The 21,863-nt window shown below is 32.8% G+C and carries 18 protein-coding genes and 1 other RNA gene; 7 read left to right on the top strand and 12 right to left on the bottom strand.

Translation table 11 applies throughout. The annotated features are described in order from the left end of the window. Positions 1 to 9: 9 nt before the first annotated feature. On the bottom strand, positions 10 to 624 hold the full coding sequence (locus Z054_RS0121700) for a DUF1684 domain-containing protein (RefSeq protein WP_035093047.1): 615 nt from the start codon (positions 622 to 624) through the stop codon (positions 10 to 12). Between the two features lie 133 nt (positions 625 to 757). Here Z054_RS0121700 and Z054_RS0121695 point away from each other — a divergent pair, with 133 nt between their 5' ends. Both Z054_RS0121695 and Z054_RS0121690 read left to right on the top strand, forming a co-directional pair. Beyond that, the gene (locus tag Z054_RS0121695) at positions 758 to 1,972 is read left to right on the top strand and encodes an MFS transporter (RefSeq protein WP_024772133.1); all 1,215 of its coding nucleotides are present in this window, start codon (positions 758 to 760) and stop codon (positions 1,970 to 1,972) included. Positions 1,973 to 1,996: 24 nt separating this feature from the next. Continuing rightward, positions 1,997 to 2,758, top strand: coding sequence for a DJ-1/PfpI family protein (locus tag Z054_RS0121690; RefSeq protein WP_024772132.1), 762 nt, complete (start codon positions 1,997 to 1,999; stop codon positions 2,756 to 2,758). Between the two features lie 299 nt (positions 2,759 to 3,057). Here the strand turns inward: Z054_RS0121690 and Z054_RS0121685 are convergent, their stop codons facing one another. The 3 genes from Z054_RS0121685 to Z054_RS0121675 all read right to left on the bottom strand — a co-directional run bounded on the left by Z054_RS0121685 (position 3,058) and on the right by Z054_RS0121675 (position 5,946). Beyond that, complete coding sequence (locus Z054_RS0121685) at positions 3,058 to 4,479, bottom strand: hypothetical protein (RefSeq protein WP_024772131.1); 1,422 nt, start codon at positions 4,477 to 4,479, stop codon at positions 3,058 to 3,060. A 75-nt stretch (positions 4,480 to 4,554) separates the two neighbouring features. Then, complete coding sequence (locus Z054_RS0121680) at positions 4,555 to 5,091, bottom strand: sigma-70 family RNA polymerase sigma factor (RefSeq protein ID WP_024772130.1); 537 nt, start codon at positions 5,089 to 5,091, stop codon at positions 4,555 to 4,557. A 390-nt stretch (positions 5,092 to 5,481) separates the two neighbouring features. After that, positions 5,482 to 5,946, bottom strand: coding sequence for an Lrp/AsnC family transcriptional regulator (locus Z054_RS0121675; RefSeq protein WP_024772129.1), 465 nt, complete (start codon positions 5,944 to 5,946; stop codon positions 5,482 to 5,484). Between the two features lie 250 nt (positions 5,947 to 6,196). On the opposite strand from Z054_RS0121675, the gene Z054_RS0121670 reads away from it, so the two are divergent. Then, entirely contained in the window at positions 6,197 to 6,580 is a 384-nt protein-coding gene (locus Z054_RS0121670; protein ID WP_024772128.1) for a hypothetical protein, read from the top strand. A gap of 41 nt (positions 6,581 to 6,621) precedes the next feature. Here Z054_RS0121670 and Z054_RS0121665 read toward each other — a convergent pair whose 3' ends face one another. The 3 genes from Z054_RS0121665 to Z054_RS0121655 all read right to left on the bottom strand — a co-directional run bounded on the left by Z054_RS0121665 (position 6,622) and on the right by Z054_RS0121655 (position 13,056). Continuing rightward, positions 6,622 to 8,169, bottom strand: a complete 1,548-nt coding sequence (locus tag Z054_RS0121665; protein WP_024772127.1) for an alanine/glycine:cation symporter family protein — start codon at positions 8,167 to 8,169, stop codon at positions 6,622 to 6,624. 93 nt (positions 8,170 to 8,262) lie between these two features. Then, on the bottom strand, positions 8,263 to 9,381 hold the full coding sequence (locus Z054_RS0121660; RefSeq protein ID WP_024772126.1) for a helix-turn-helix transcriptional regulator: 1,119 nt from the start codon (positions 9,379 to 9,381) through the stop codon (positions 8,263 to 8,265). A gap of 240 nt (positions 9,382 to 9,621) precedes the next feature. Continuing rightward, positions 9,622 to 13,056: a methylmalonyl-CoA mutase family protein gene (locus tag Z054_RS0121655; RefSeq protein WP_024772125.1), complete on the bottom strand. Its 3,435-nt coding sequence runs from the start codon at positions 13,054 to 13,056 to the stop codon at positions 9,622 to 9,624. 284 nt (positions 13,057 to 13,340) lie between these two features. Between Z054_RS0121655 and purU the strand changes: the two genes are divergently transcribed. Next, the gene (gene purU, locus Z054_RS0121650) at positions 13,341 to 14,195 is read left to right on the top strand and encodes a formyltetrahydrofolate deformylase (protein ID WP_024772124.1); all 855 of its coding nucleotides are present in this window, start codon (positions 13,341 to 13,343) and stop codon (positions 14,193 to 14,195) included. 71 nt (positions 14,196 to 14,266) lie between these two features. Here the strand turns inward: purU and Z054_RS31850 are convergent, their stop codons facing one another. Both Z054_RS31850 and Z054_RS0121640 read right to left on the bottom strand, forming a co-directional pair. After that, the gene (locus Z054_RS31850) at positions 14,267 to 15,730 is read right to left on the bottom strand and encodes an ankyrin repeat domain-containing protein (protein ID WP_024772123.1); all 1,464 of its coding nucleotides are present in this window, start codon (positions 15,728 to 15,730) and stop codon (positions 14,267 to 14,269) included. A gap of 201 nt (positions 15,731 to 15,931) precedes the next feature. Further along, entirely contained in the window at positions 15,932 to 16,888 is a 957-nt protein-coding gene (locus tag Z054_RS0121640) for an MBL fold metallo-hydrolase (protein ID WP_024772122.1), read from the bottom strand. A gap of 122 nt (positions 16,889 to 17,010) precedes the next feature. Between Z054_RS0121640 and Z054_RS0121635 the strand changes: the two genes are divergently transcribed. Further along, positions 17,011 to 17,724: a DUF4197 domain-containing protein gene (locus Z054_RS0121635; protein WP_024772121.1), complete on the top strand. Its 714-nt coding sequence runs from the start codon at positions 17,011 to 17,013 to the stop codon at positions 17,722 to 17,724. Between the two features lie 137 nt (positions 17,725 to 17,861). Then, positions 17,862 to 18,038 (top strand): Lacal_2735 family protein, encoded by a 177-nt coding sequence (locus Z054_RS31390; RefSeq protein WP_152538641.1) that lies wholly within the window; start codon positions 17,862 to 17,864, stop codon positions 18,036 to 18,038. A 65-nt stretch (positions 18,039 to 18,103) separates the two neighbouring features. Here Z054_RS31390 and Z054_RS0121625 read toward each other — a convergent pair whose 3' ends face one another. From Z054_RS0121625 to Z054_RS0121615, 3 genes are all read right to left on the bottom strand, one after another. Beyond that, positions 18,104 to 18,889: an ABC transporter substrate-binding protein gene (locus Z054_RS0121625; RefSeq protein ID WP_024772120.1), complete on the bottom strand. Its 786-nt coding sequence runs from the start codon at positions 18,887 to 18,889 to the stop codon at positions 18,104 to 18,106. A 308-nt stretch (positions 18,890 to 19,197) separates the two neighbouring features. Continuing rightward, the gene (gene pyrF / locus Z054_RS0121620) at positions 19,198 to 20,010 is read right to left on the bottom strand and encodes an orotidine-5'-phosphate decarboxylase (RefSeq protein WP_024772119.1); all 813 of its coding nucleotides are present in this window, start codon (positions 20,008 to 20,010) and stop codon (positions 19,198 to 19,200) included. A 24-nt stretch (positions 20,011 to 20,034) separates the two neighbouring features. Continuing rightward, positions 20,035 to 21,243, bottom strand: coding sequence for an NAD(P)-dependent oxidoreductase (locus Z054_RS0121615; RefSeq protein WP_024772118.1), 1,209 nt, complete (start codon positions 21,241 to 21,243; stop codon positions 20,035 to 20,037). 149 nt (positions 21,244 to 21,392) lie between these two features. On the opposite strand from Z054_RS0121615, the gene ssrA reads away from it, so the two are divergent. Next, positions 21,393 to 21,790, top strand: a transfer-messenger RNA (tmRNA) gene (gene ssrA, locus Z054_RS31105). Positions 21,791 to 21,863: the final 73 nt, after the last annotated feature.

The raw sequence follows: 21,863 nt of genomic DNA, 5'->3' as shown, positions 1-21,863 counted from the left end.
GCGCTTTTTTTATTCATTCTCTGGATACTTTTTATATACCTTAACGCCCACAGGAATCTTTATATCCAGATGGTTTTCTTCTGGAGGTATTGGGCAAGAATATCTATCGTTATAAGCACAATACGGATTATAAGAAGTATTAAAATCAATAACAATATAGTCTCCTTCAGGAATTTTGAGATCTATAAAACGTCCTCCTGCATAACTTAATTCTCCATTAGTTAAATCTGTAAAAGGAAGAAATAAATAATTTTCAAACTCTGGTTGAGTCTTTAATCCTTGATTTTGATATATCTGTAATACATAAGACTTTTGCCGAAATATAAAATGGGCTTCTCCATATTTAACATATAATGGCTCTCTACCCGTTGTGGTTTTCATAACAAAAGGCGTCTCATATGGTGTACGAACAAATTTTGCACGAATACAAAAAGAAGTATCAATTTCAAAAAAATCGAGTGTTTTAAAACGTTCTAAATCTTTTGGAATTAAAGGTGACGTTTCTTCAGAAGAAAAATCTTTATTAAGCTCTTCCTGAAAAGATAATACTTTTTTTATCGCTATAGAATCCTGAGCAATTATATTCCCAATAAAAAACACAAATAAAATTGATATTCTGAACACTTCCCCTTTATTTTTTGCAAAAGTACAATTTACAATTAGTTAACTAATTAATTTCAATAAAATTATGCTTAAATAATAGATAAAAAACTACTTTTATCTATTAATTGGAAGTCTAATACAAATCACAAGTACATTGCTAAAACTTTTCCTTCATTATTTCAACTCTTTTTCTGGATTATCAAAAGAGGTATGGTGGTTAGCTTTGATCACGCTAATCAATAGAGCCGGGGCAATGGTAATCCCCTTTTTATCTCTATACTTAACTGATGACCTGGATTTTTCGCTACAACAAGTAGGATGGATTATGACCAGTTATGGATTAGGTTCTTTTTTAGGTGCTTGGTTAGGAGGCAAATTATGTGATCAAATTGGCTACTATAAAGTCATACTTATTTCTTTGTTATTAACAGGTGTTTCATTTATAACTATTCAATATTTTACTAGTTTTTGGAGTATTTGTGCCGGTTTCTTTATTCTAATTGCAATTGCAGATATGGCAAGGCCTGCTTTTTTTGTGGCATTAAGCGCCTATAGCAAACCAGAGAATAAAACCAGATCATTAACTTTTATTCGACTTGCTATCAATCTAGGATTTTCTGCTGGCCCTGCAGTCGGTGGATTAATTATAGCATCTATAGGCTATTACGGCTTATTTTGGATAGACGGGATTACTTGTATTATAGCTGGATTAGTGATGATACAAACCCTTCACCCTAAAAAAGCAAAAGTATTAGACAAAGAAGTTGTTGTCGAAAACCCAGTAAATGCTCATAGTGACGGTACTTATGTCTTGTTTCTAATTGCATTAGCTTTATTTGGTTTTATATTTGTTCAGTACTTTTCTACAATCCCGTTGTATTATAAAGAAATTCACCAATTATCAGAACAGAAAATCGGATTATTACTTGCGCTAAATGGTGCTTTAATATTTTTCTTAGAAATGCCACTCATAGCATACCTAGAAAAAACCAAACTATCTAGAATAGGCAATGTTATTGGAGGTTTTGTTCTAACAGGTATAAGTTTTCTACTACTATTGGTTACTCCCTGGGCAGGAGTTTTGGTTATCGGAATGATTATCGCCACACTTGGAGAGATGGTCGCATTTCCCTTTGGAAATGCTTTTGCTTTAGATAGATCAAAAAAGGGAAGACAAGGAGCCTATATGGCACTGTATAGTATGTCTTTTTCTCTTGCTCATATCTTTGGCCATAACTCTGGAATGCAATTCATAAATAATTTTGGGTATGAAAATACCTGGATTTTTATGACACTGATTGCTGCCTTAGGAACATTTTTATTATATATCGTAAAACGAAAACTTAGCCAGGAAAAAGTATCTGGCTAACCATCATTTATAAAACTCATAGCAATGAAAAATTTCTTTTTCACCTTTTGTATTATATTAATTTATGGTTGTACTCAAGTACAACAGGAGAAGCAATCTAGCACTGTAGAAACAAAAATAGAAACAGTAGAAAAGAAAAAGAGCTTTCCTAAATTAGAGCCTAACCGATATAATGTTGCTTTCCTCATTATGGATGGAACCTATAATACTGAATTTACTGCACCTTTTGATATTTTTCAACATACCCAATATCGTAAGAACATAAAACAAATGAATGTTTTTACTGTTGCAAATACAGATCACCATATAATAACATTTGAAGGTCTAAAAATTATACCTGATTATAATTATGTAAAAGATTCTTTACCTAAAATAGATATTTTAGTAGTCCCCAGTGCCGAGCACCATTTAGATACCGATTTAGATGATAAAGTAATGATTGATTTTATAAAACAAGTAGATAAAACTGCCTCATTTATGACTTCGCACTGTGACGGAGCATTTGTTCTCGCTAAAGCTGGAGTTCTTGATGATGTGGTGTCTACTACTTTCCCAAGTGATATAGATCAAATGCGCAGTACATTCCCTAACTTGGATATCAGAAAAGAAGTGTTGTTTGTACATGACAAAAAGTATATAACTTCTGCCGGAGGTGCCAAAAGTTTTGAAGCCGCATTATACTTATGTGAATATCTATATGGTGCAGAAATTGCAAGATCACTTGCAGGAGGATTAGTGATTGACTGGAACCTGGAAAATGTACCTCATCTTGTAGTTAATAAATAAAAATAATAAAAGCGATCTTATTCAGATCGCTTTCAGTATTTAGGGAAAATTACGTACTCTCTTTAGCTTCAAGATTCGGGGTCTTTAGACTAATGTCCTCACACTTAATTTATCCCTGATGTATTCCAAACTAATATTTTAAATCCATATCGTCATACAGTTTAAAATGTTAATTCTGGATGACACATCAAGTATTTTTTACTATTGTAAATATAATGTAAAAAAATCATACAAACCAAAAAAATGACGACAAAAAACACATAAATTCGATGAAATACACAAAATTTTATGATTTCAATTTATTTTGAAAAGAAGTATTTAGAATTTCCGAGATATTTTTTCACTAATTCATTATACTTTTTAGATAGTCTCAAGGCTAATGTACCTTCTATAGTATACAATGCATTTAGATCTTTATAACCATTCTTCAGCATTTGCTCTAAATAAAACAAAGCTGTTTCATTATCCTGATCCTGGGCACTCAATGAAATTATTTTTCGATAAGATTCAAAATCATTTTTATCTACTATGGTACTCAATATATTAAGGAATAAATTTTCTTCCAGGTTTTCTTCTTTTTCAGGAAGTTCATTTTTATAACTATCAACCAGATATCTCACATAACCTTTCATTCTATATCCCATATGACGGGCATGTTTTTCTTTCCCTAAAATCAAGGTATCTAATTCTGACATTTGATATTTCCACCACCCCAGGTTTTCGAACTCTTTTACTCCTATATCTTCCTCCATAGAAAGTAAATATGCTTCTCTAAGAAAACTTTCCATGTTCAGGTATTTTGTCTCTAGTCGTTTCTGTTGTTTATACGCTTTAGTTTTTTTAATTTCTTTCTGTTTTTCTTTTAGATAATTAGTATTAAAAAAAACGCCATATTTGAGCCGTATACGTTTTACTTCATTAAAAGCATTTAAGAATCTACCTTTATCCTGATAAGATTCTACTTGTTTCATTTCTTTCTGAAATAAACCTCGAACCCAAATAGAATCTATTGGCATCCTTCCTTTATTCATTGCGTGCAATGTAAAATCAGATAGTGTTTTTTTAATATGTTTATTGAGTAGTAATCCAGAATCTTTCTCACATACATAGACATCAGCCGGAACTGCTCTGCTTTTTAAGTATTTTTTAATATTGAAAAAATCCTGGTACCTATAATTGTCGATACTTACAATACCTCGATAAGAGAAGTTTTTTTTAATTCTTATTCTCGAATCATAGAAGTAAGTATCTTCTATTGCAATTACCCCAAACACTTCATTAGGATATAAAGCAGCTAGTAAACTTGCCTGTTTTGCATCTTCCTGTATCCCCGCAATGTAGACTCTTCCTTTTTGAATCTGAAAAAGAGAAAAAATATAGCTCATAAAATCAGATACATACTCTACCCTTTTTTGCGCTTCTTGATCTTCCTGAAAATTACTAATAGCTACAATATATCCTTGCTCTTCAGCTGCTTCCCTATATAATTGCGCAGTTTTCCCTGTATTTCCCGAACTATCAAACCCCAAGAGTAAGGGCCAACTTTTATCTAAATCAAAAAATTTGGGTAAATAAATACTAAAATGATTACCTGTAGAAGGAATAATCAAAGAATCTACAACAACGCCCTTTTTGAGTGTAAGTGTATTTTGCCCATAGTTTATGAAGCTTATGCAAAGTATAACAAAAAAGAGATGTTTTTTAAGAAATAATATTGACACAATACAATGATTTTATAACTAAATAACACAAAAAAAATACCACTTAATAGCTTTTAGCAGTATTTTAATATCTTTTTATCTACATATTTTACAATTTTCCTTCCCTTTAGTCTCTCCTACTAATTTTCCTTTATCATTAAGTTTATAGTCACAGCAATCCATATATCCTTGTATGATCATTTTTCGGGCACGTTGTATTTGTGATTTAACAGTAGACAAAGGTATTTCTAATTGTTCTGCAATTTGTTTTTGCTTAAGACCTTTCACATCAGAAAGAAGTAATGGGTTTCGATATTTTTCTGGCAATCTATTTATTAATTCTGGGAGACAATCTTTTTCAGAATGATCAGCATAGGTCTCTTCACATATTTGTTCATTTATAAAATCTGTAGTTTGTTTATTTTCTTTAAAATAATCATATACTATATTTCTTGCAATTGTAAATAGCCAGGATTTGATTTTAGAATGATCTCTAAGTTTATTTTTATTACCATGTACCTTTATAAAAGTCTCTTGTATTAAATCATCAACAATTTGATCATTTTTCACTTTACTTTTTATAAACAATCTAATGTCTTTATGATAGGCTTTCCAAAGATTCGAAGTTTCCATAAATCAAAACAGAAATATCCCTATTTTTATTTTTAATAGAAATAGGGAAGTTATTGTTAACAGCTACATCCAGTGCATTCGCATCCTATGCTGGAGCAGTTAGAACATTGTCCTTCTGCGCAACTTGAACACGTGCAGGTACATTCTTTATTTTTCATAATGCTATGATTTAATATAATTATATATCTATAGGACTAAAACGAGCACAAAAAGATGCATAATTATTCTATAAATTTAATGAAATCTGGATAAGAGCAATAAAAAAACGTCTGAATGCTTTCAGACGTTTTTCATCTTTTCCCTGTACTCTCTTTAGTTCCCCATACTAATGTCCTCACACAAGATAAAGATTGTTCTTTGTATAGATATAATCAAATCTCATGCCATAAATTAGATATCTAATTCTCTAAATTCGGCATGACCAGTAATTGGATTATTCTCAATAAGATTAGAAAGTATAATATGTGTTTTAACTTCTCCATAAGTAATAAGTCTATCTATAAATTCTTGCAAATGTATCTGATCTCTTAATACTACTTCCATAACTATATTTTCATTACCTGTGATTCGGTAACAATTCATAACTTCCTTAAATTCTGATACTTTTATCAAAAATGGTTTTAATCTTCCCATAAATGCTCGCAGCGTGATTATTGCCTTTAATTGATACCCCGTTTTGGTATATGAAACATCGGCAATATATCCTTTTAAAACTCCATAATCTTCCATCTTCTTTATCCTTTCTGCAACTGCAGGAGAACTTAAACCTACTTTTCTTCCTATCTCAGTATTAGATAATCTTGCATTTTGTTGCAAACATTTTAGAATATCCCAGTTTATGGCATCTATTTTCATTGGTGTATTTTTCATTTTTTTAATGATCATTTAGAATTTGCATAAGAGTCTTTTTTCTATCCTTATCTATACTTTTATACTCTATATTTTATATAGCTATATCTTCTAATTATTATTCCATTTACAAAAATTTCATTTTTAAGCAAAAAAGAACAAAAGTCCTTAATTACTAATGTAAATTAATCATTTAACTTTAAATAATAAAGAAAAAATATTGAAAATAACATTATTTTTGAGGTAACAAACTAATATGAGATTACAGCCCCGAAATAAAAGATTATACAAGAAAGCTCTTGAGATATTTACACTCTCGAGAAGCATTTCAAATTATCTTGTTCATGACTTGGCTACATTACAAAATAACGGGAGTGAGAATCCTCATATTTATTTTACGGGTGACATCATAAGACAATCAGATGCGCTGGCTCCTAAAATAATTAAAGCCGAAAACCAAGTCTTTCAAGATGAGCGTATAAGGCATGCTACTTCTCTAATACACATCACCAATAGGCTTTATAAAAATTGTGAGCGTCTCGAACAATCGGAAAGTAACGGAAAAGAATTCTTAATTCTATTGCGTAAAGAGCTTAGAAAATTTAAACATCTGCAACGTTCCTGGATGATGAGTTTATAAAGTGTCCTTTTTATAGGTTTTTATTTCATGATATTTTTTGATTATTTCATCCTTCCGGCAATACTTTTTTTGTAGCGTATTAATTCATCTTTTACTTTAGGGCTTAATAAAAATAAACCTATCATATTAGGTACCATCATAGCAAAAATCATTGCATCACTAAAATCTGTAACTGCATTTAATGTAGCTGCAGCGCCTATTACTGTAAAACAGCAAAAAATAAACTTATACAAGTATTCTGTGCGTTTGCTTCTTCCAAAAAGATAACTCCAGGCCTGGTATCCATAATATGACCATGAAATCATAGAAGAGAAAGCAAAAAGTAATACTGCAATTGTGAGGAGATACGGAAACCATGAAACACCACTCTCTAATGCAGAAGCAGTAAGGAGAACACCTTGTTCAAAATCAATTTCGGTACTTGTATCTACCTGCCCGGTTATAATTAACACCAAAGCAGTCATTGTACACACAACTACGGTATCGATAAAAGGTTCGAGCAATGCCACTAGCCCTTCACTTGCAGGAAAACGTGTTTTTACAGCACTGTGGGCTATTGAAGCACTACCAACTCCTGCTTCATTACTAAAAGCCCCTCGTCTAAACCCTTGAACCAATACTCCTACAAAACCTCCCATCACTCCTTCAGGATGAAAAGCACCTTCCCAAATCGCTCTAAATGCTGCCGGAATAGCAGAGCTGTACAATACCAAAACAATCAAAACTGCGACGATATAAATCAATACCATAAAGGGTACAATTTTATCCGTGACACTTGCTATTTTTTTGATTCCGCCAATGATAACAACACCAACCAATATTGCCATGATAACTCCAAACACCCAACCTTGTCCATGTAACATTGAGTTATCCGAAATTATCACATGATCAAACAATTTAAATGCCTGATTTACCTGAAACATATTACCACCACCAAACGATCCACCTATACACATAATAGCAAAAAGTACAGATAGAACTTTTCCTAATTTAGCGTAGCCTTTTTCTCCTAACCCTTTGGTTAAATAATACATAGGACCGCCAAAAACTTTTCCGTCACTATCCACCTCCCGGTATTTAACTCCCAATGTACATTCTACAAATTTTGAAGACATCCCCAACACTCCTATAATGATCATCCAGAGTGTTGCTCCGGCACCACCAATAGATAAGGCAATTGCTACACCAGCAATATTACCCAGTCCTACTGTAGCCGAAACAGCTGTAGTTAATGCCTGAAAATGACTAACTTCTCCATTTACATCATCATCAGTATTTTTTTCTTTTACTAAAGCACTTTCAGAAGATAAATCACTAGAACCATCGTGATCCAAATTTTCTACAGCATCATATTTTCCCCGAACTACTTGTATTGCGGTATAAAAGCTTCTTACGTTAATAAACTTAAAATACAGTGTAAAATATCCAGCTCCTAATATCAATACTACAACCACCCAAGGAACCCCTACAGTCTCTGTGATTGGGATTTCGGCTAGAATTGCATCGACAAACCAACTGGTAGCATCACCAAAAACACGATTGATATTTTCATCTAAATTTTGTTCTGAAATAATACAAGGAAATAACATAGTGAAATTTTTAAAGCAAATTGCTCTAAAAACTCACACCACAAAAGGTTAAGTAGTATTCAAAATTTATGACCAGAATGGTTAAGCATACGGTTACGTATCATCTTTTAGTGAAGTATATTGAAGAAAACTATTAGCCTTTGCAAAAGCAATCAACTGTTCTTTTCCCCCTGTCCCGCTTATGTTAAGCATCTTTTTTATTTGATGAATATGGGTCTGAAATCCATCTGTACTAATGTGCATTTCCTGGGCAATTTCGGTATATGATTTATAGCTTCCATAATACGCCAGATATCCTAAAACTTCCTTTTGCCTTTCGGAAAGTTCTATTTTTGATGTTGCTTTTATCGTTTTTAGGTTATTTTTTAATGTCTTGATCGTATCCAAATGGCTTTCGTTTGCCAATAGTAATTGTTCTTTTTCTTTTTCGAGTTTAGCTTTTTGAATTTCCAGTTTTTGAGCCAGGCTTTGCTGTTGTTCTTTTTCTGAAAGAAATTTCCAACTGTATAAAAGAATAGAAAATAAAAGAATAAAAAGAAATTTGAACGAAATAGCAGTAATACTACCTAATACTCCCCAGAATTGCTGATCAATAAATTGTAAAACTCTATCCTGCGGTATCATACGATGAGAAACAGCGATTACAATTAAGGCAAATAATGCAAACGTGGGCAAATACATAAATCTCATTTGCCTTCCTACAAAAGCTTTATTAAGTTCATACAGCAATGAAATAGCCACCAAAATAGAAATAGGGATATCAATCAACCAAATAAAATTATTACTAATCTCGGGATTACCATAGGAAGATGCGATAAAAACAAAAGTGATCATTCCTAAAACACCACAAAAGAGTCCTATAAATTCGCGAACACTAAAACGTTGTACCAGTCGCACTACAATCCCAGGTTTTTGAGGATGTTCTATTGAAGGAAGAGATAACAAAATAAACAACGAGTTTGCTAAAGAAACCAGTACTCCAAAATAAATCAGGATTTTATTGGTCGAAGGCCATTGTAATCCTTCAACCATAATCAAATTAACCAAGGCTCCAAGACCCCAAACAAATATTGCCAGTCCAAACCACTTGATTCCATGAATAGCTTTTTTATCAGCTCCACGAAGTTTTTCTTTGCTAAAAATACGTTGAATCACTATTGCCGAAATAAGGCACACAATTGCAGTTACTGTATATTCTATGGTACTAAACACGAATTAGATTTTTATACCAATTTCAAAGTTAAAATGGTATTACTCATGTCTAAAGATATTGAAATTTTGATCATTATTAATCTTTCTTAGATAAACCCTAAATAAATCGAGTATTGAATTGAGTTCGTCTAATGCTACAAACAATAAAACCTCACAGGGATACTGAAACAAGTTCAGTATCCCTGTGAGGTTTTATTAAAAGGATTCTATATTATGCTTCGCTCTTACGAGTTAAGCAACTTACATATTTCGTCTATACTGCCCTCCTACTTCAAACAGTGCTGATGTAATCTGGCCTAAAGAACATTTTTTACATACATCCATTAAAGCTTCAAAAATGTTCTGATTACTGATCGCTTTTTGTTGTAAGTTTTTTAGTAGTTCTGTAGTAGTGTCAGCATTTCCTTTATGCAATTCGTTTAGCATTGTGATCTGGTACTCCTTTTCTTCTTCTGTTGCACGAATTACTTCTCCAGGTGTTACCGTTGGTGACCCTTTAGAGCTTAAAAATGTATTCACTCCAATAATCGGAAACTCTCCATTATGTTTCAACGTTTCATAATACAAGCTTTCTTCTTGTATTTTACTACGTTGATACATGGTTTCCATAGCTCCAAGCACTCCTCCTCGTTCTGTGATTCTGTCAAACTCTGCCAATACTGCATCTTCAACAAGATCTGTTAGTTCTTCTATAATAAAAGATCCCTGAATTGGGTTTTCATTTTTAGCCAATCCTAATTCTTTATTAATGATCAATTGTATTGCCATTGCTCTACGCACAGACTCTTCTGTTGGCGTGGTAATCGCTTCATCATAAGCATTGGTATGCAATGAGTTACAGTTGTCATAAATTGCATATAAAGCTTGAAGTGTTGTACGAATATCATTAAAATCAATTTCCTGAGCATGTAATGATCGACCCGAGGTTTGGATATGATATTTCAACATCTGAGCTCTAGAATTTGCTCCGTATTTATTTCTTAATGCTTTTGCCCATATTTTACGTGCTACACGGCCAATAACTGCATATTCCGGATCAATACCATTAGAGAAGAAGAAGGATAAGTTGGGGCCAAATTTGTTAATATCCATTCCACGGCTTAGGTAATATTCTACATACGTAAAACCATTTGCCAATGTTAATGCTAACTGTGTGATCGGATTTGCTCCTGCTTCTGCTATATGATATCCAGAAATGGATACCGAATAGAAGTTACGTACTTGTTTATCAATAAAATATTCTTGTACATCTCCCATCAAACGCAGTGCGAATTCTGTAGAGAAAATACAGGTGTTTTGTGCCTGGTCTTCTTTAAGTATATCTGCTTGTACTGTACCACGAACAGTATTTAAAGTTGTAGCTTTAATGTCATTATATACATCTGCGGGTAATACCTGATCTCCTGTAACACCAAGAAGCATTAATCCTAATCCATCATTACCTTCAGGGAGTTCACCTTGATATTCTGGACGTTCTACTCCTTTTTCGGTATATATTTTTTTGATTTTCGATGCTACTTCGGTTTCAAGGTTATTTTCTTTAATATACTTCTCACAATTTTGATCGATCGCCGCATTCATAAAGAAACCTAGTAACATTGGTGCAGGACCATTAATGGTCATACTTACTGAAGTCATGGCGTGTGTTAAATCAAATCCAGAGTATAATTTCTTTGCATCATCAAGACAGCAAATCGATACTCCTGCATTACCAATTTTACCATAAATATCTGGTCTTTGATCAGGATCATTTCCATAAAGTGTTACCGAATCAAAGGCAGTAGAAAGTCGCTTAGCGGGCATTCCTAAACTCACATAGTGAAAACGACGATTGGTACGTTCGGGTCCACCTTCTCCAGCAAACATACGTGTTGGATCTTCTCCGGTACGTTTAAAAGGATATAAGCCCGAAGCATAAGGAAACTCACCTGGTACATTTTCTTGTAAACACCATTTCAAGATATCACCCCAAGCTTCATATTTTGGTAATGCCACCTTAGGAATCTGACTATGCGACAGAGATTCTGTATGTGTTTCTATTTTAATTTCTTTATCTCTTACCTTAAAAGAATAAATAGGATCTTTATATTTTTTGATCTTAACAGCCCATCCTGTAATAATTTCCCAATTATGAGGATCAAGATTAAGTTTTACTCTATCAAACTCTGCTAAAAGTAACTTCAAAAATGATGCATTATCCTCGGTTTTTATATTCTGAAGACTCTCTTCTTCAATACCATTCTTAGATAAAGCAATAGAATCGACATTAGCAACGCTACAGATAGTTTTATAAATACCATATAATTTTTGTGCAACCTCTACCTGGGTGTTTGCAGTTTTATTATATGCTCTGTTATTCTCTGAGATTTCTGATAAATATCGAGTTCTACTTGGTGGAATAACAAATATCTTTTCAGACATTTCTTTAGAAATATGAAAATCAGATTTCAACTCAACTCCAGTTTTCTCTACAATCTTATCCATAATTGCCTTGTAGAGTGTATTCATTCCCGGATCATTAAACTGCGAAGCAATAGTCCCATATACTGGTAACTCATCTTGTGGAATATCCCATAATTGATGATTACGCATATATTGTTTTTTTACATCTCGTAATGCATCCAAAGAGCCTCTTTTATCAAATTTATTGATAGCTACCAGGTCTGCAAAATCCAACATATCTATTTTCTCTAATTGCGTTGCTGCACCAAATTCTGGTGTCATTACATATAAAGAGGTATCACTATGCTCTAAGATTTCGGTATCAGACTGGCCGATTCCGGAAGTTTCGAGAATGATAAGATCAAACTCAGCAGCTTTAAGCACTTCTATAGCTTCTGCCACATACTTAGACAATGCCAGATTAGATTGACGTGTGGCTAGAGAACGCATATATACTCTTGGAGAATTAATAGCATTCATTCTAATTCTATCTCCTAATAATGCTCCTCCTGTTTTACGTTTAGATGGGTCTACAGAAATTAATCCGATTGTTTTTTCAGGAAAATCAATTAAAAACCGGCGAACCAACTCATCAACTAATGATGATTTACCAGCTCCACCAGTACCCGTAATACCAAGCACGGGTGTTTTTGACGTTTTATTTTTTATATGTATTTGATCTAAGGTATCCTTAGCTATTTCAGGAAAATTTTCTGCTGCAGAAATAACTCGGGCAATAGAACCAATTTCTTTTTCTACTAAGTGCTCTACTTCTCCATTAAGTTGATCTCCTATAGGAAAATCCGACCTTTCTACAAGGTCATTGATCATCCCTTGTAACCCTAATTCTCTTCCATCATCAGGAGAGTATATACGAGTAATCCCATAATCCATCAGTTCTTTAATCTCTTCGGGAAGGATTACTCCACCACCACCACCAAATATTTTAATGTGAGTTGCTCCTTTTTCTTTTAGCAAATCATACATATACTTAAAATATTCGTTATGCCCTCCTTGATAGGAAGTCATAGCTATAGCATTAGCATCTTCTTGTATGGCACAATTCACAACCTCTTCTACACTACGATCGTGACCTAAGTGAATGACTTCTACTCCTGTAGATTGGATAATACGGCGCATAATATTAATAGCCGCATCGTGTCCATCAAATAATGAAGCTGCGGTAACTATTCTTACTTTATTCTTGGGTGTATATGGTGCTTTTTGTTCCATTGATAATAAAAAGTGGTTTTAGTGCTGCTAATTTACGAAATACGCATCAAAAAGGACTATTTTTTTAGAATTATATAATTTATTTAACCTATCAAATGCTTTCATTATTTATAGTTCAAATTTAATACTTATTATGTTAGTTTTCTAAAAATCATACATTGATCAAAGCAATACAGTCCAAAATCAATAAAAGAATAAGGTTGATTCATAAAACTTAAGAAAAAACAATTACTAAAATCAGTTCAATAATAGTAAGTTTATGTCTTGAGAAAACACAAGTCATAATGAAAAAAACAACCCTATTAATTAATTGCCCCGACAGAAAAGGAATTATAGCAACAGTCACCAATTTCATTTTGGCCAAAAAAGGGAATACCATATACATAGAACAGCATGTAGACCGTGAACTAAAGGAATTCTTTATGAGATTAGAATGCGAATTTGATGAAGACGAAGAAAAACTAGCACTATTTAAAGAGTCCTTTACTACACACGTTGCAGAAAATTATAACATGCATTGGGAAATGTATAATACAGAAAAGAAACCTCGAATGGCTCTTTTTGTTTCTAAATACAATCATTGTCTTTATGATATTTTGGGAAGATATGCCTCTGGAGAATTAAAAGTATACATCCCTATTATTATAAGTAATCATGAAGATCTTAAGCCTATTGCTGATGCTTTTGGCATCCCATTTAAGTATATTCCGGTAACAAAAGACACCAAAAAGCAAGCTGAAACACAGCAAATAGAACTTCTAAAAGAACATAGCATTGATTTTGTAGTTCTGGCGAGATATATGCAAATTATTTCTTCTGATTTTATAGATCAATTTCCTTATAAAATTATAAACATACACCGTTCTTTTTTACCTGCTTTTCCTGGAACAAAGCCATATCACTCTGCTTATGAAAGAGGTGTAAAAATCATTGGCGCAACAAGTCATTATGTGACTTCTGATCCAGAAGGCGGACCTATTATTGAGCAAGAGATTGCGCGTGTATCGCACATTCATAATGCTCATGATTTTGTTCTTAAAGGTCGTGATCTCGAAAAAATTGTATTATCTCGAGCTATTAAACATCATCTTGAAAGAAAATTACTGGTCTATAATAACAAAACTGTTGTTTTTTCATAAAGGAAAAACTCCCTTATTTAAATGTATTTCTGTTTCAAAATATAGCACTTTAAAACGAGAGATACTGGTTTTTATAAGTATTTACGTTGTTTTAGCCACTTTACCATTTTAGGATTAATCTTATGTCGTGGTAATTTTCTAAGTGGTTTGGTCTTTGCCCGGTTCTGTACAAGAAGGGTAACCATCTCTGTATGATTATTTAAAACCGCAATACATAGTGATGTTTCTGTATATAAACCGGTGTGGGTTCCATGTTCAATCGGCACCTTATGTTCTAATAATACTTTTGCTGCTTCCAGAGCATTTTCTTGTGCCGCTATCATCAAAGGTGTTTTATGAAAGTAATTTGGTGTGTTAGGATTTGCACCATGATCTAATATTAATTCTATAACAGTTGCATTATTTTCCTTAACCGCTGATATAAGTGGTGTTTCACCTAAACCAAACACATCTGTGTTCTGAAGATTGATATCTGCTCCAGCATCAAGAAGTATATGTATTAACTTGATATTATTCTTAATGACTGCCATATTCAACGCAGAAAAACCCAATTTAGAAGTAGTATTTACATCTACTCCTATTTGTAGTAAATGCTTCACTAACAGAATATCTTCTTGAGCGCAAGCCTCTACCAAAGACACCTTCTCTATTCCCTCAATAGTATCTATTTTGAATTCTTTAGCATTTTCGGGTGTTTCCTGTTGTGTCTCTTCCAAAAAATCTTCCTTATGCTCGGTAGATGTTTTTATAACTTCTTGTGAAGTTTCAATTTCTTTTACAGAATTCGAAACAGAATCTGTTACACCATTCTTTTTAAGATACTTTATACTTTGCTTGAAATATTTTGCTATAGTTTTATTTAGAAATTTAGCATAGTCAATAGATTCTCCTCGTTTAATTGATAAATATGCCATCGCATAGGCAATAACTTGTTCTGGTAAATACCCTTGTTCACTCATTTTCCAGTTACTCCCAATTCCTATTTGTTCTGAAGAAAAATTAAATTTAGAGTTTCCAATAAAAATCCCAAAACCACATACTATGGCCAGAAGATCTGTGAGATACTCGTCATTATCCTTAATCCATTGTTCTCCTAAAAGCAGTTGATGCGATAACTCGTGAGCTAATGTAGCAACTAGAGTTTCTAAGTTGTTAAGCTGATCGGTGGCTATAAAAATCGTAGTAACATCATTTAAATTTTGATACATTCCTGCCGCACCTTTCCATCTCCCATTGATATCGGCTGGTGTTGTAAGAATACTACCATCTTCCATTTTTACTGCCCCATCATTAAATAATTTCAACTGGATACTTATATCCTCTATCCCCATTAGTTGTATAACCTGATTTAATACAAACTTTGCATCTGATAGCGTGCCTTCAAACTTCTTGCTAAAATAAGGATGAGTTGGCAATACGGTTTCCATTTTCGCCTCTCGCCCTTTTAACTTATCATCAAGAAACGCAATACTTTCTTCTACCCACTTTTTATCTTCTGAAGTAATAGGCAATTTCAAGTTATTTTTCCAAAACATATATAGTTTTTCACTTTATAAATCATCTATAAAGATAAAACGATACTTAGTAGTAGCATCCCCCATTTTCAGTGATTTTATGTTTCAAATTTTAATACTAATATTTATAGCTTTTATATTTAGAAAGAATGTGTTTTCCTAATCAATGAAGATCTAATAGAACAAAATAAGCAATCACTTATAACAATAATACTGTAGTTTTTATAGCGGAAAAACATCCTTGGTATTTGCAAAATGATACCCTTGTTTTTCCAGAGCTGTTCTTCCTTTATAATCTTTTTGAAGTACGGGATTCGAATGATTAAAATGAATAAATATTATTTTTGATCTTACTTCTTTTGACTCATTTTTAAATAAAGCAATAGTTTCTTCGATAAAAGGATGTGGCACCTCGGACATTGGTCTTGGGATTTCTCCATTTTGAAAGAAAGTAGCATCAATAAAGGCATAATCTACTTGTTTAACCTGATCTACAATATTTTTCTTCCAAAGAGACCACTTATTAATATCTGGGATAAATAATGCTTTTTTACTATTTCCGATAATTTTATATCCTACCGTTTCAGAATATTCATCTCTATGAGGTACCAAAAAAGGAATTACCTGTATCGCATTTGTTAACGCAATTGTAGAATCTGCCTGTATAGGTTTAATGGTTATATTCTTCAAAGAGACCAATTGCGACCATGGGCCATTAGTTTCTAAAAAAGATTGCATTCTTGGCATTGCATACACAGGTATTTTATTTGCTCCCATTGCTTCTCTGCCAAAATGCATCAATCCAGTATAGTGTCCTATATGAGCATGCGTTAAAAATACGCCATCAATAATAGCATCATTTTTTAGATGTTCATTATCCAAAACTGCTAATTGTTCTGGCATATCTGGTGTTGCTTCGAATATAAATTTTTTATGGTGTTTCTTATCAATCACGCCCAATGCAGTAACCAATTCTTTATCAACCTCGCCTTTTTGAACTGCTACGTATTCATTTGTATTATTAATATGAGGAAACCCTCCGTCCTGTGCAATTCCTAATATAGTAATATACTGATCAAATTCATTTTGTAGAACAGATTGGTTTTTTATCGATACTTTTTCATTTTTACATGAAATAATTAGAGTAGATAGTATTAAAAAAATTAAATTTGATTTCATCTGGCTACATTTATTAATTTTAAAGGTTAGATAAAATTCGCAATACATAATTATGATTGAATATCAACTTAATTATAATAGTGCATTACATATAATTACAATCTCAAATCTAATAAGAAATCATGAAACAAATTTTTATTATACTCGCTATCTTTTTATTATCAAGTTGTGCAGAGTTACAACAAGTTGTAAATAACCTTCCGCAGACCACCGGAGGTTTTGGATTAAGCAATATTGATATCTCTAATGGATTAAGAGAAGCTTTAGATAATGGTATTGATAAGCAAGTCACAAAACTTACCCAAAAAGATGGTTTTTATAGAAACCAACTTGTTAAAATTCTTCTTCCGCAAGAGTTACGAAAAGTAGATAAGACGTTAAGAGATATTGGATTAAGCAAACTTGCAGATGAAGGACTAAAAGCAATTAATCGTGCTGCAGAAGATGCTGTAAAAGAAGCAACACCTATATTCGTAGGTGCTGTAAAACAAATAACATTTAATGATGCCAAACAAATACTGCTAGGTAATAACAGGGCAGCTACTCAATATCTTGAGAGTAAAACGCGAAGCCAACTATACCAAAAGTTTAATCCTGTAATCAACAAATCGTTTTCTAAAGTAGGTGCAGATAAAATTTGGTCTAATATTATCACAAAATACAATTCAATACCGCTCACCAATAATGTAAACCCGGATCTAACAGATTATGTAACGGGTGAAGCTCTTAAAGGAGTGTATGCAATGATTGCAGTAGAAGAAAAAGACATTCGGACTAAGCTTAGCTCCAGAACAACCGATTTATTGCGACGAGTATTTGCTCTACAAGATCGATAAAATCTTAAATAAGCCTCTTAATCAATAGTTAAGAGGTTTATTACATTTATCACAATTTTAGGCTACCTTAACTGATCCTTAAGAAACCTCCTTTCTATTATCCAGTATCTTTGCATTATAAATATAAGAGAAGAGAAATGTTTGTCTGGTTAAAGAACAAAACTGAATTGCAAAAATTACAGTACACCTACTGTAAATTAATGAAGAGTGCTTATAAATTAGCACTTACAGATAAAAACAAAAGTGATCAACTTCATCAAAAAGCTGATAAAATCTTAATCCAGATAAAAGAAATCGAGGGACAATCTATCTAATTGATATCTGTCTAATTACCTACTGAAGTTTATTATTTATTCTCATAAAAAAGTATAGGTTTATTTTAAACTTCATGCAGTGTTTTGAAGTATGAAAAAGCCTGGACTAAGCGAGATCCGTACCACGAAAAATACTCTCCATCAACCAAAATGACCTTTGCATTGGATATACTTGTTAGTTCATCAATATGCTTTTCTGAAAAAGGATATGGTTCTGAAGATAACATGATCAAATCCAAATCTTGTATTGAGCTAAGTTCCTCTTTTGATATTTCTGGATAACGATCTTTATCATCAAAAACGTTTATGAAACGATTTGCTTTTAGCAGATGATCTACAAATGTATCTTTACCGGTTACCATCCAGGGGTCCTTCCAGATAAAATATGCCACTCGTTTTTGGGGCATTGTAGACACAAAATCATCAAAAGATTCTTTTTCTAATCTTATTTTAGATATAAGCGTAGTTGCTTCAGTTTTTTTGTTAAAAATCTCTCCGTATTGCTTAATCATTTCTAAAGCTTCAGAGATAGAATAAATATCTGAAACATGCACAGGATATTCTTCATGCAAGTGCGCTACGATCTCTTTTGTATTTTCTTCCTTATTACAAAGGATAATATCTGGGTTTAGTTTTTTAATTTTTTCATAATTGACTTTCTTGGTACCCCCTACAATAACTTTTTGACTTCTTATCGCTTTTGGGTGAACGCAAAATTTAGTCACTCCAACAATATTATCCGATAATCCTAACGAAACTAATAACTCGGTTTGCGAAGGTACCAAAGAAATAATACGTCTTAGAGGTTTTAAAAATTCTATTCTCCTACCTAATTGATCTATACATATCATAACGCTGGTTGTGTTACTTTTAATAATTTTCAAAAATCATAAAAAAATCATAAATACTTAGTAATTAGATATTTAAAAATAGGATTTTAGAAAACATCTTCTTACCTTAGGAGACATTAATATTAAAATTTTTGGGGCTATGAATTCAATATTACCAAACATCATCTTTTATGGCATAATGCCATTTTTCATTATTTTTATTGCATACGGACTTTATGGGTATGCAAAACACGTTTTTAACGCCAATTGGCGTTAATTCTATCCTTTTGGAAAGGAACAAGAGTATACACTATTCTTGTTCCTTTTTTTTATTTCAGGATATTTTCCATTTGCTTTTGAAGTTCTAATGCTTTGTTTGCTGCTGCTTCGGCATAATCGGTTCCGTCTGAAGCATATATAATACCTCTTGAAGAGTTGATTAACAATCCTACCTGATCATTCAATCCATATTTACATACTTCTTGTAAATTTCCGCCTTGTGCTCCTACACCAGGAACCAAAAGAAAACTATCCGGTATAATTTTTCTAATTTGTCCAATAAACTCAGCTTTCGTTGCTCCAACCACATACATTAAGTTTTCAGAGTTCTTATATGATTTAGAAACTTCTAATACCTGCTTGTACAGTTCTTTTCCTTCTACATCTTTTGTTTGAAAATCAAAAGCTCCCTGATTAGAGGTTAGCGCAAGAAGTATCGTATGTTTATTTTCGAATGCCAAAAATGGTTCTACAGAATCCTTACCCATATAAGGAGCAATAGTAACCGAATCAAACGCTAAGTCTTCAAAAAAAGCTTTGGCATACATTGTACTTGTATTACCAATATCACCACGTTTGGCATCTGCAATCGTAAAAATCTCGGGGTAATTTGCATTTAAATAGATAATCGTTTTTTCCAGAGACTTCCATCCTTTAATACCATACGCTTCATAAAAAGCAGTATTAGGTTTATAGGCCACAGCGAGATGGTGTGTTGCGTCTATAATTGCTTTATTAAACTCAAAAATAGGGTCTTCTTTATCCAATAAATGCTTAGGGATTTTATTTAAATCCACATCTAATCCTATACATAAAAATGATTGTTTTGCATGTATTTGGGCAACCAGCTCTTGAGTTGTCATATTGTATTGATCTATTTATTAAAATTATTCTTTACCCTCTACATAATCCTGAAGATAACTATATCTTTCTGTCAGTTTTCCGTCTTTGGTCATTCTTGCTCTTTCGAGAATACCATCTTTATCATCGTTAAAAAAAGCAGGGATTACATGTTCTAAAAACATTTCTCCAAATCCTTCGCTTGCATCTTTAGGCAATTCGCAGGGCAAATTATCAACAGCCATAACTCCTATTGCTTTTGGATCTTTAAAATCCACCTCTGTTTCGGTCTGTGGATCATATCCATAAACCGGATCTGCAATTGTAGAAGATCGAGTTGTACTAGCAACAGGCCCATCAATATCACACGAAACATCTGCCACTAATTTGATATTAAAATCTTCGGATTTTGCATCCTCTCTTGTAAAAATAAAAGGTGCCCCATCTCCAAAAAAGTGACCAGCAATATACATATCACTCACTTTTGCAAATCGCATAAAATCTCCTTCATATTCTTGTGGGTTTGTATAAAAATCACCCTTATCTATAGTACGACCATCTTTACGTTTATTATAATCCAACACATCGATTTGAACATAAACGGGTTCATCAAATGTAGTATTCAAATATTCATTTACAGAAACTTCTCTAATATTCATGGCATCCAGAATTTCTTTGGCCCCGCTTCCTACTTTTCCATTTCCTGTAAGTACAATCTTTATATTTGGTAGTTTGATTTTAGATAATTCAGACTCTAACGCTTTTTGATCGTTAAGTGTTTCGGCCTTAGGCAAGGCAAAAGTATCATACTTAATTCCCCACGCTCTAAACCCATTGTATGTCCCAACGATCCCTGCATATCTCCCAAATCCAATTAATCTAAAACCACTCTGACCAACGATAACTTCGTGATCATACAATTCTATATTATTTTTAAGGATAGCATTAAGTAAATCTCTATTATACGTTTGCTTTTTGATTGTATGAGAGAAGAAAAAATACTTTTTATTAGGCAATAAAGCAGCAATAGGTACTTCTTTTACACCAAGTAACACATCACAATCTGATAAATCATCAGAAACTGCAAAGCCAGCTTTTTCATATTCAGAGTCATTAAAAACTCTAACACTAGAAGGTTCTACAATAAAAGAAGCTTGAGGAAATTTGGTCATTACTGATTTTAGGCCATCTGGCGAAAAAACTACACGACGATCTGGCGGGTTTTTTCGCTCTTTAATGACACCGAACTTAGTCATATGAATTGGTATAAATTTTGTACTAAAAAACGAGGGTAAATATATGATAATTATGATTATATTTGCTGCCCGAAAGTATTTTTGATCAAATTGAAAACAGATTCTGTTTTAAAAAGAAATATAATGATCAAATTTCGGAAAATACTACTGGGGTCGACTGGTTTTGACAGCGAGATTAATAAAGTAGTAAGCACGTCGAGCGCTGAGATATAGCTCGTAAATATCATATTTCACTTTTTTAAACGGCGAGAATAACTACGCCCTAGCTGCATAATCTGAATTTTAGTAGGATAATGCCTCGGTCTACAAGGTAGACAAGCAGGATACTCTTCAAAAGCCTTGGTTTATGGCGTTTGGTTTTGAGTATCGTAAAAATAGGCCTAGAAATTATAGGATCTTGATATAATTTCGAAACTTAATTGAGAATAAGCGATAAGTTGGCGGTTTTTGGTCTTTCCTATCGACGAAAATTAAACAAAAACTAAACGTGTAGAAAGCTATTGTATTACTTGTTTGGACGAGGGTTCGAATCCCTCCGACTCCACATTAAAAATCCGTAATTACTTTATTTATAAAGTTTTACGGATTTTTGTTTTGTATTTATGTACGATTAATGTACA

The sequence above is a fragment of the Aquimarina macrocephali JAMB N27 genome (assembly GCF_000520995.1).
GTDB lineage: Bacteria > Bacteroidota > Bacteroidia > Flavobacteriales > Flavobacteriaceae > Aquimarina > Aquimarina macrocephali.
The sequence above is the reverse complement of the archived record's forward strand: the minus strand, read 5'-3'. Positions and strand labels throughout refer to the sequence as shown.

Excerpts from the sequence above, each read along its gene's own strand:
- Z054_RS0121690 (WP_024772132.1), top strand. The coding sequence starts at position 1,997 with ATGAAAAATTTCTTTTTCACCTTTTGTATTATATTAATTTATGGTTGT.
- Z054_RS0121680 (WP_024772130.1), bottom strand. The coding sequence starts at position 5,091 with ATGGAAACTTCGAATCTTTGGAAAGCCTATCATAAAGACATTAGATTG.
- Z054_RS0121675 (WP_024772129.1), bottom strand. The coding sequence starts at position 5,946 with ATGAAAATAGATGCCATAAACTGGGATATTCTAAAATGTTTGCAACAA.
- Z054_RS0121670 (WP_024772128.1), top strand. The coding sequence starts at position 6,197 with ATGAGATTACAGCCCCGAAATAAAAGATTATACAAGAAAGCTCTTGAG.
- Z054_RS0121665 (WP_024772127.1), bottom strand. The coding sequence starts at position 8,169 with ATGTTATTTCCTTGTATTATTTCAGAACAAAATTTAGATGAAAATATC.
- Z054_RS0121655 (WP_024772125.1), bottom strand. The coding sequence starts at position 13,056 with ATGGAACAAAAAGCACCATATACACCCAAGAATAAAGTAAGAATAGTT.
- purU (WP_024772124.1), top strand. The coding sequence starts at position 13,341 with ATGAAAAAAACAACCCTATTAATTAATTGCCCCGACAGAAAAGGAATT.
- Z054_RS31850 (WP_024772123.1), bottom strand. The coding sequence starts at position 15,730 with ATGTTTTGGAAAAATAACTTGAAATTGCCTATTACTTCAGAAGATAAA.
- Z054_RS0121640 (WP_024772122.1), bottom strand. The coding sequence starts at position 16,888 with ATGAAATCAAATTTAATTTTTTTAATACTATCTACTCTAATTATTTCA.
- Z054_RS0121635 (WP_024772121.1), top strand. The coding sequence starts at position 17,011 with ATGAAACAAATTTTTATTATACTCGCTATCTTTTTATTATCAAGTTGT.
- Z054_RS31390 (WP_152538641.1), top strand. The coding sequence starts at position 17,862 with ATGTTTGTCTGGTTAAAGAACAAAACTGAATTGCAAAAATTACAGTAC.
- Z054_RS0121625 (WP_024772120.1), bottom strand. The coding sequence starts at position 18,889 with ATGATATGTATAGATCAATTAGGTAGGAGAATAGAATTTTTAAAACCT.
- pyrF (WP_024772119.1), bottom strand. The coding sequence starts at position 20,010 with ATGACAACTCAAGAGCTGGTTGCCCAAATACATGCAAAACAATCATTT.
- Z054_RS0121615 (WP_024772118.1), bottom strand. The coding sequence starts at position 21,243 with ATGACTAAGTTCGGTGTCATTAAAGAGCGAAAAAACCCGCCAGATCGT.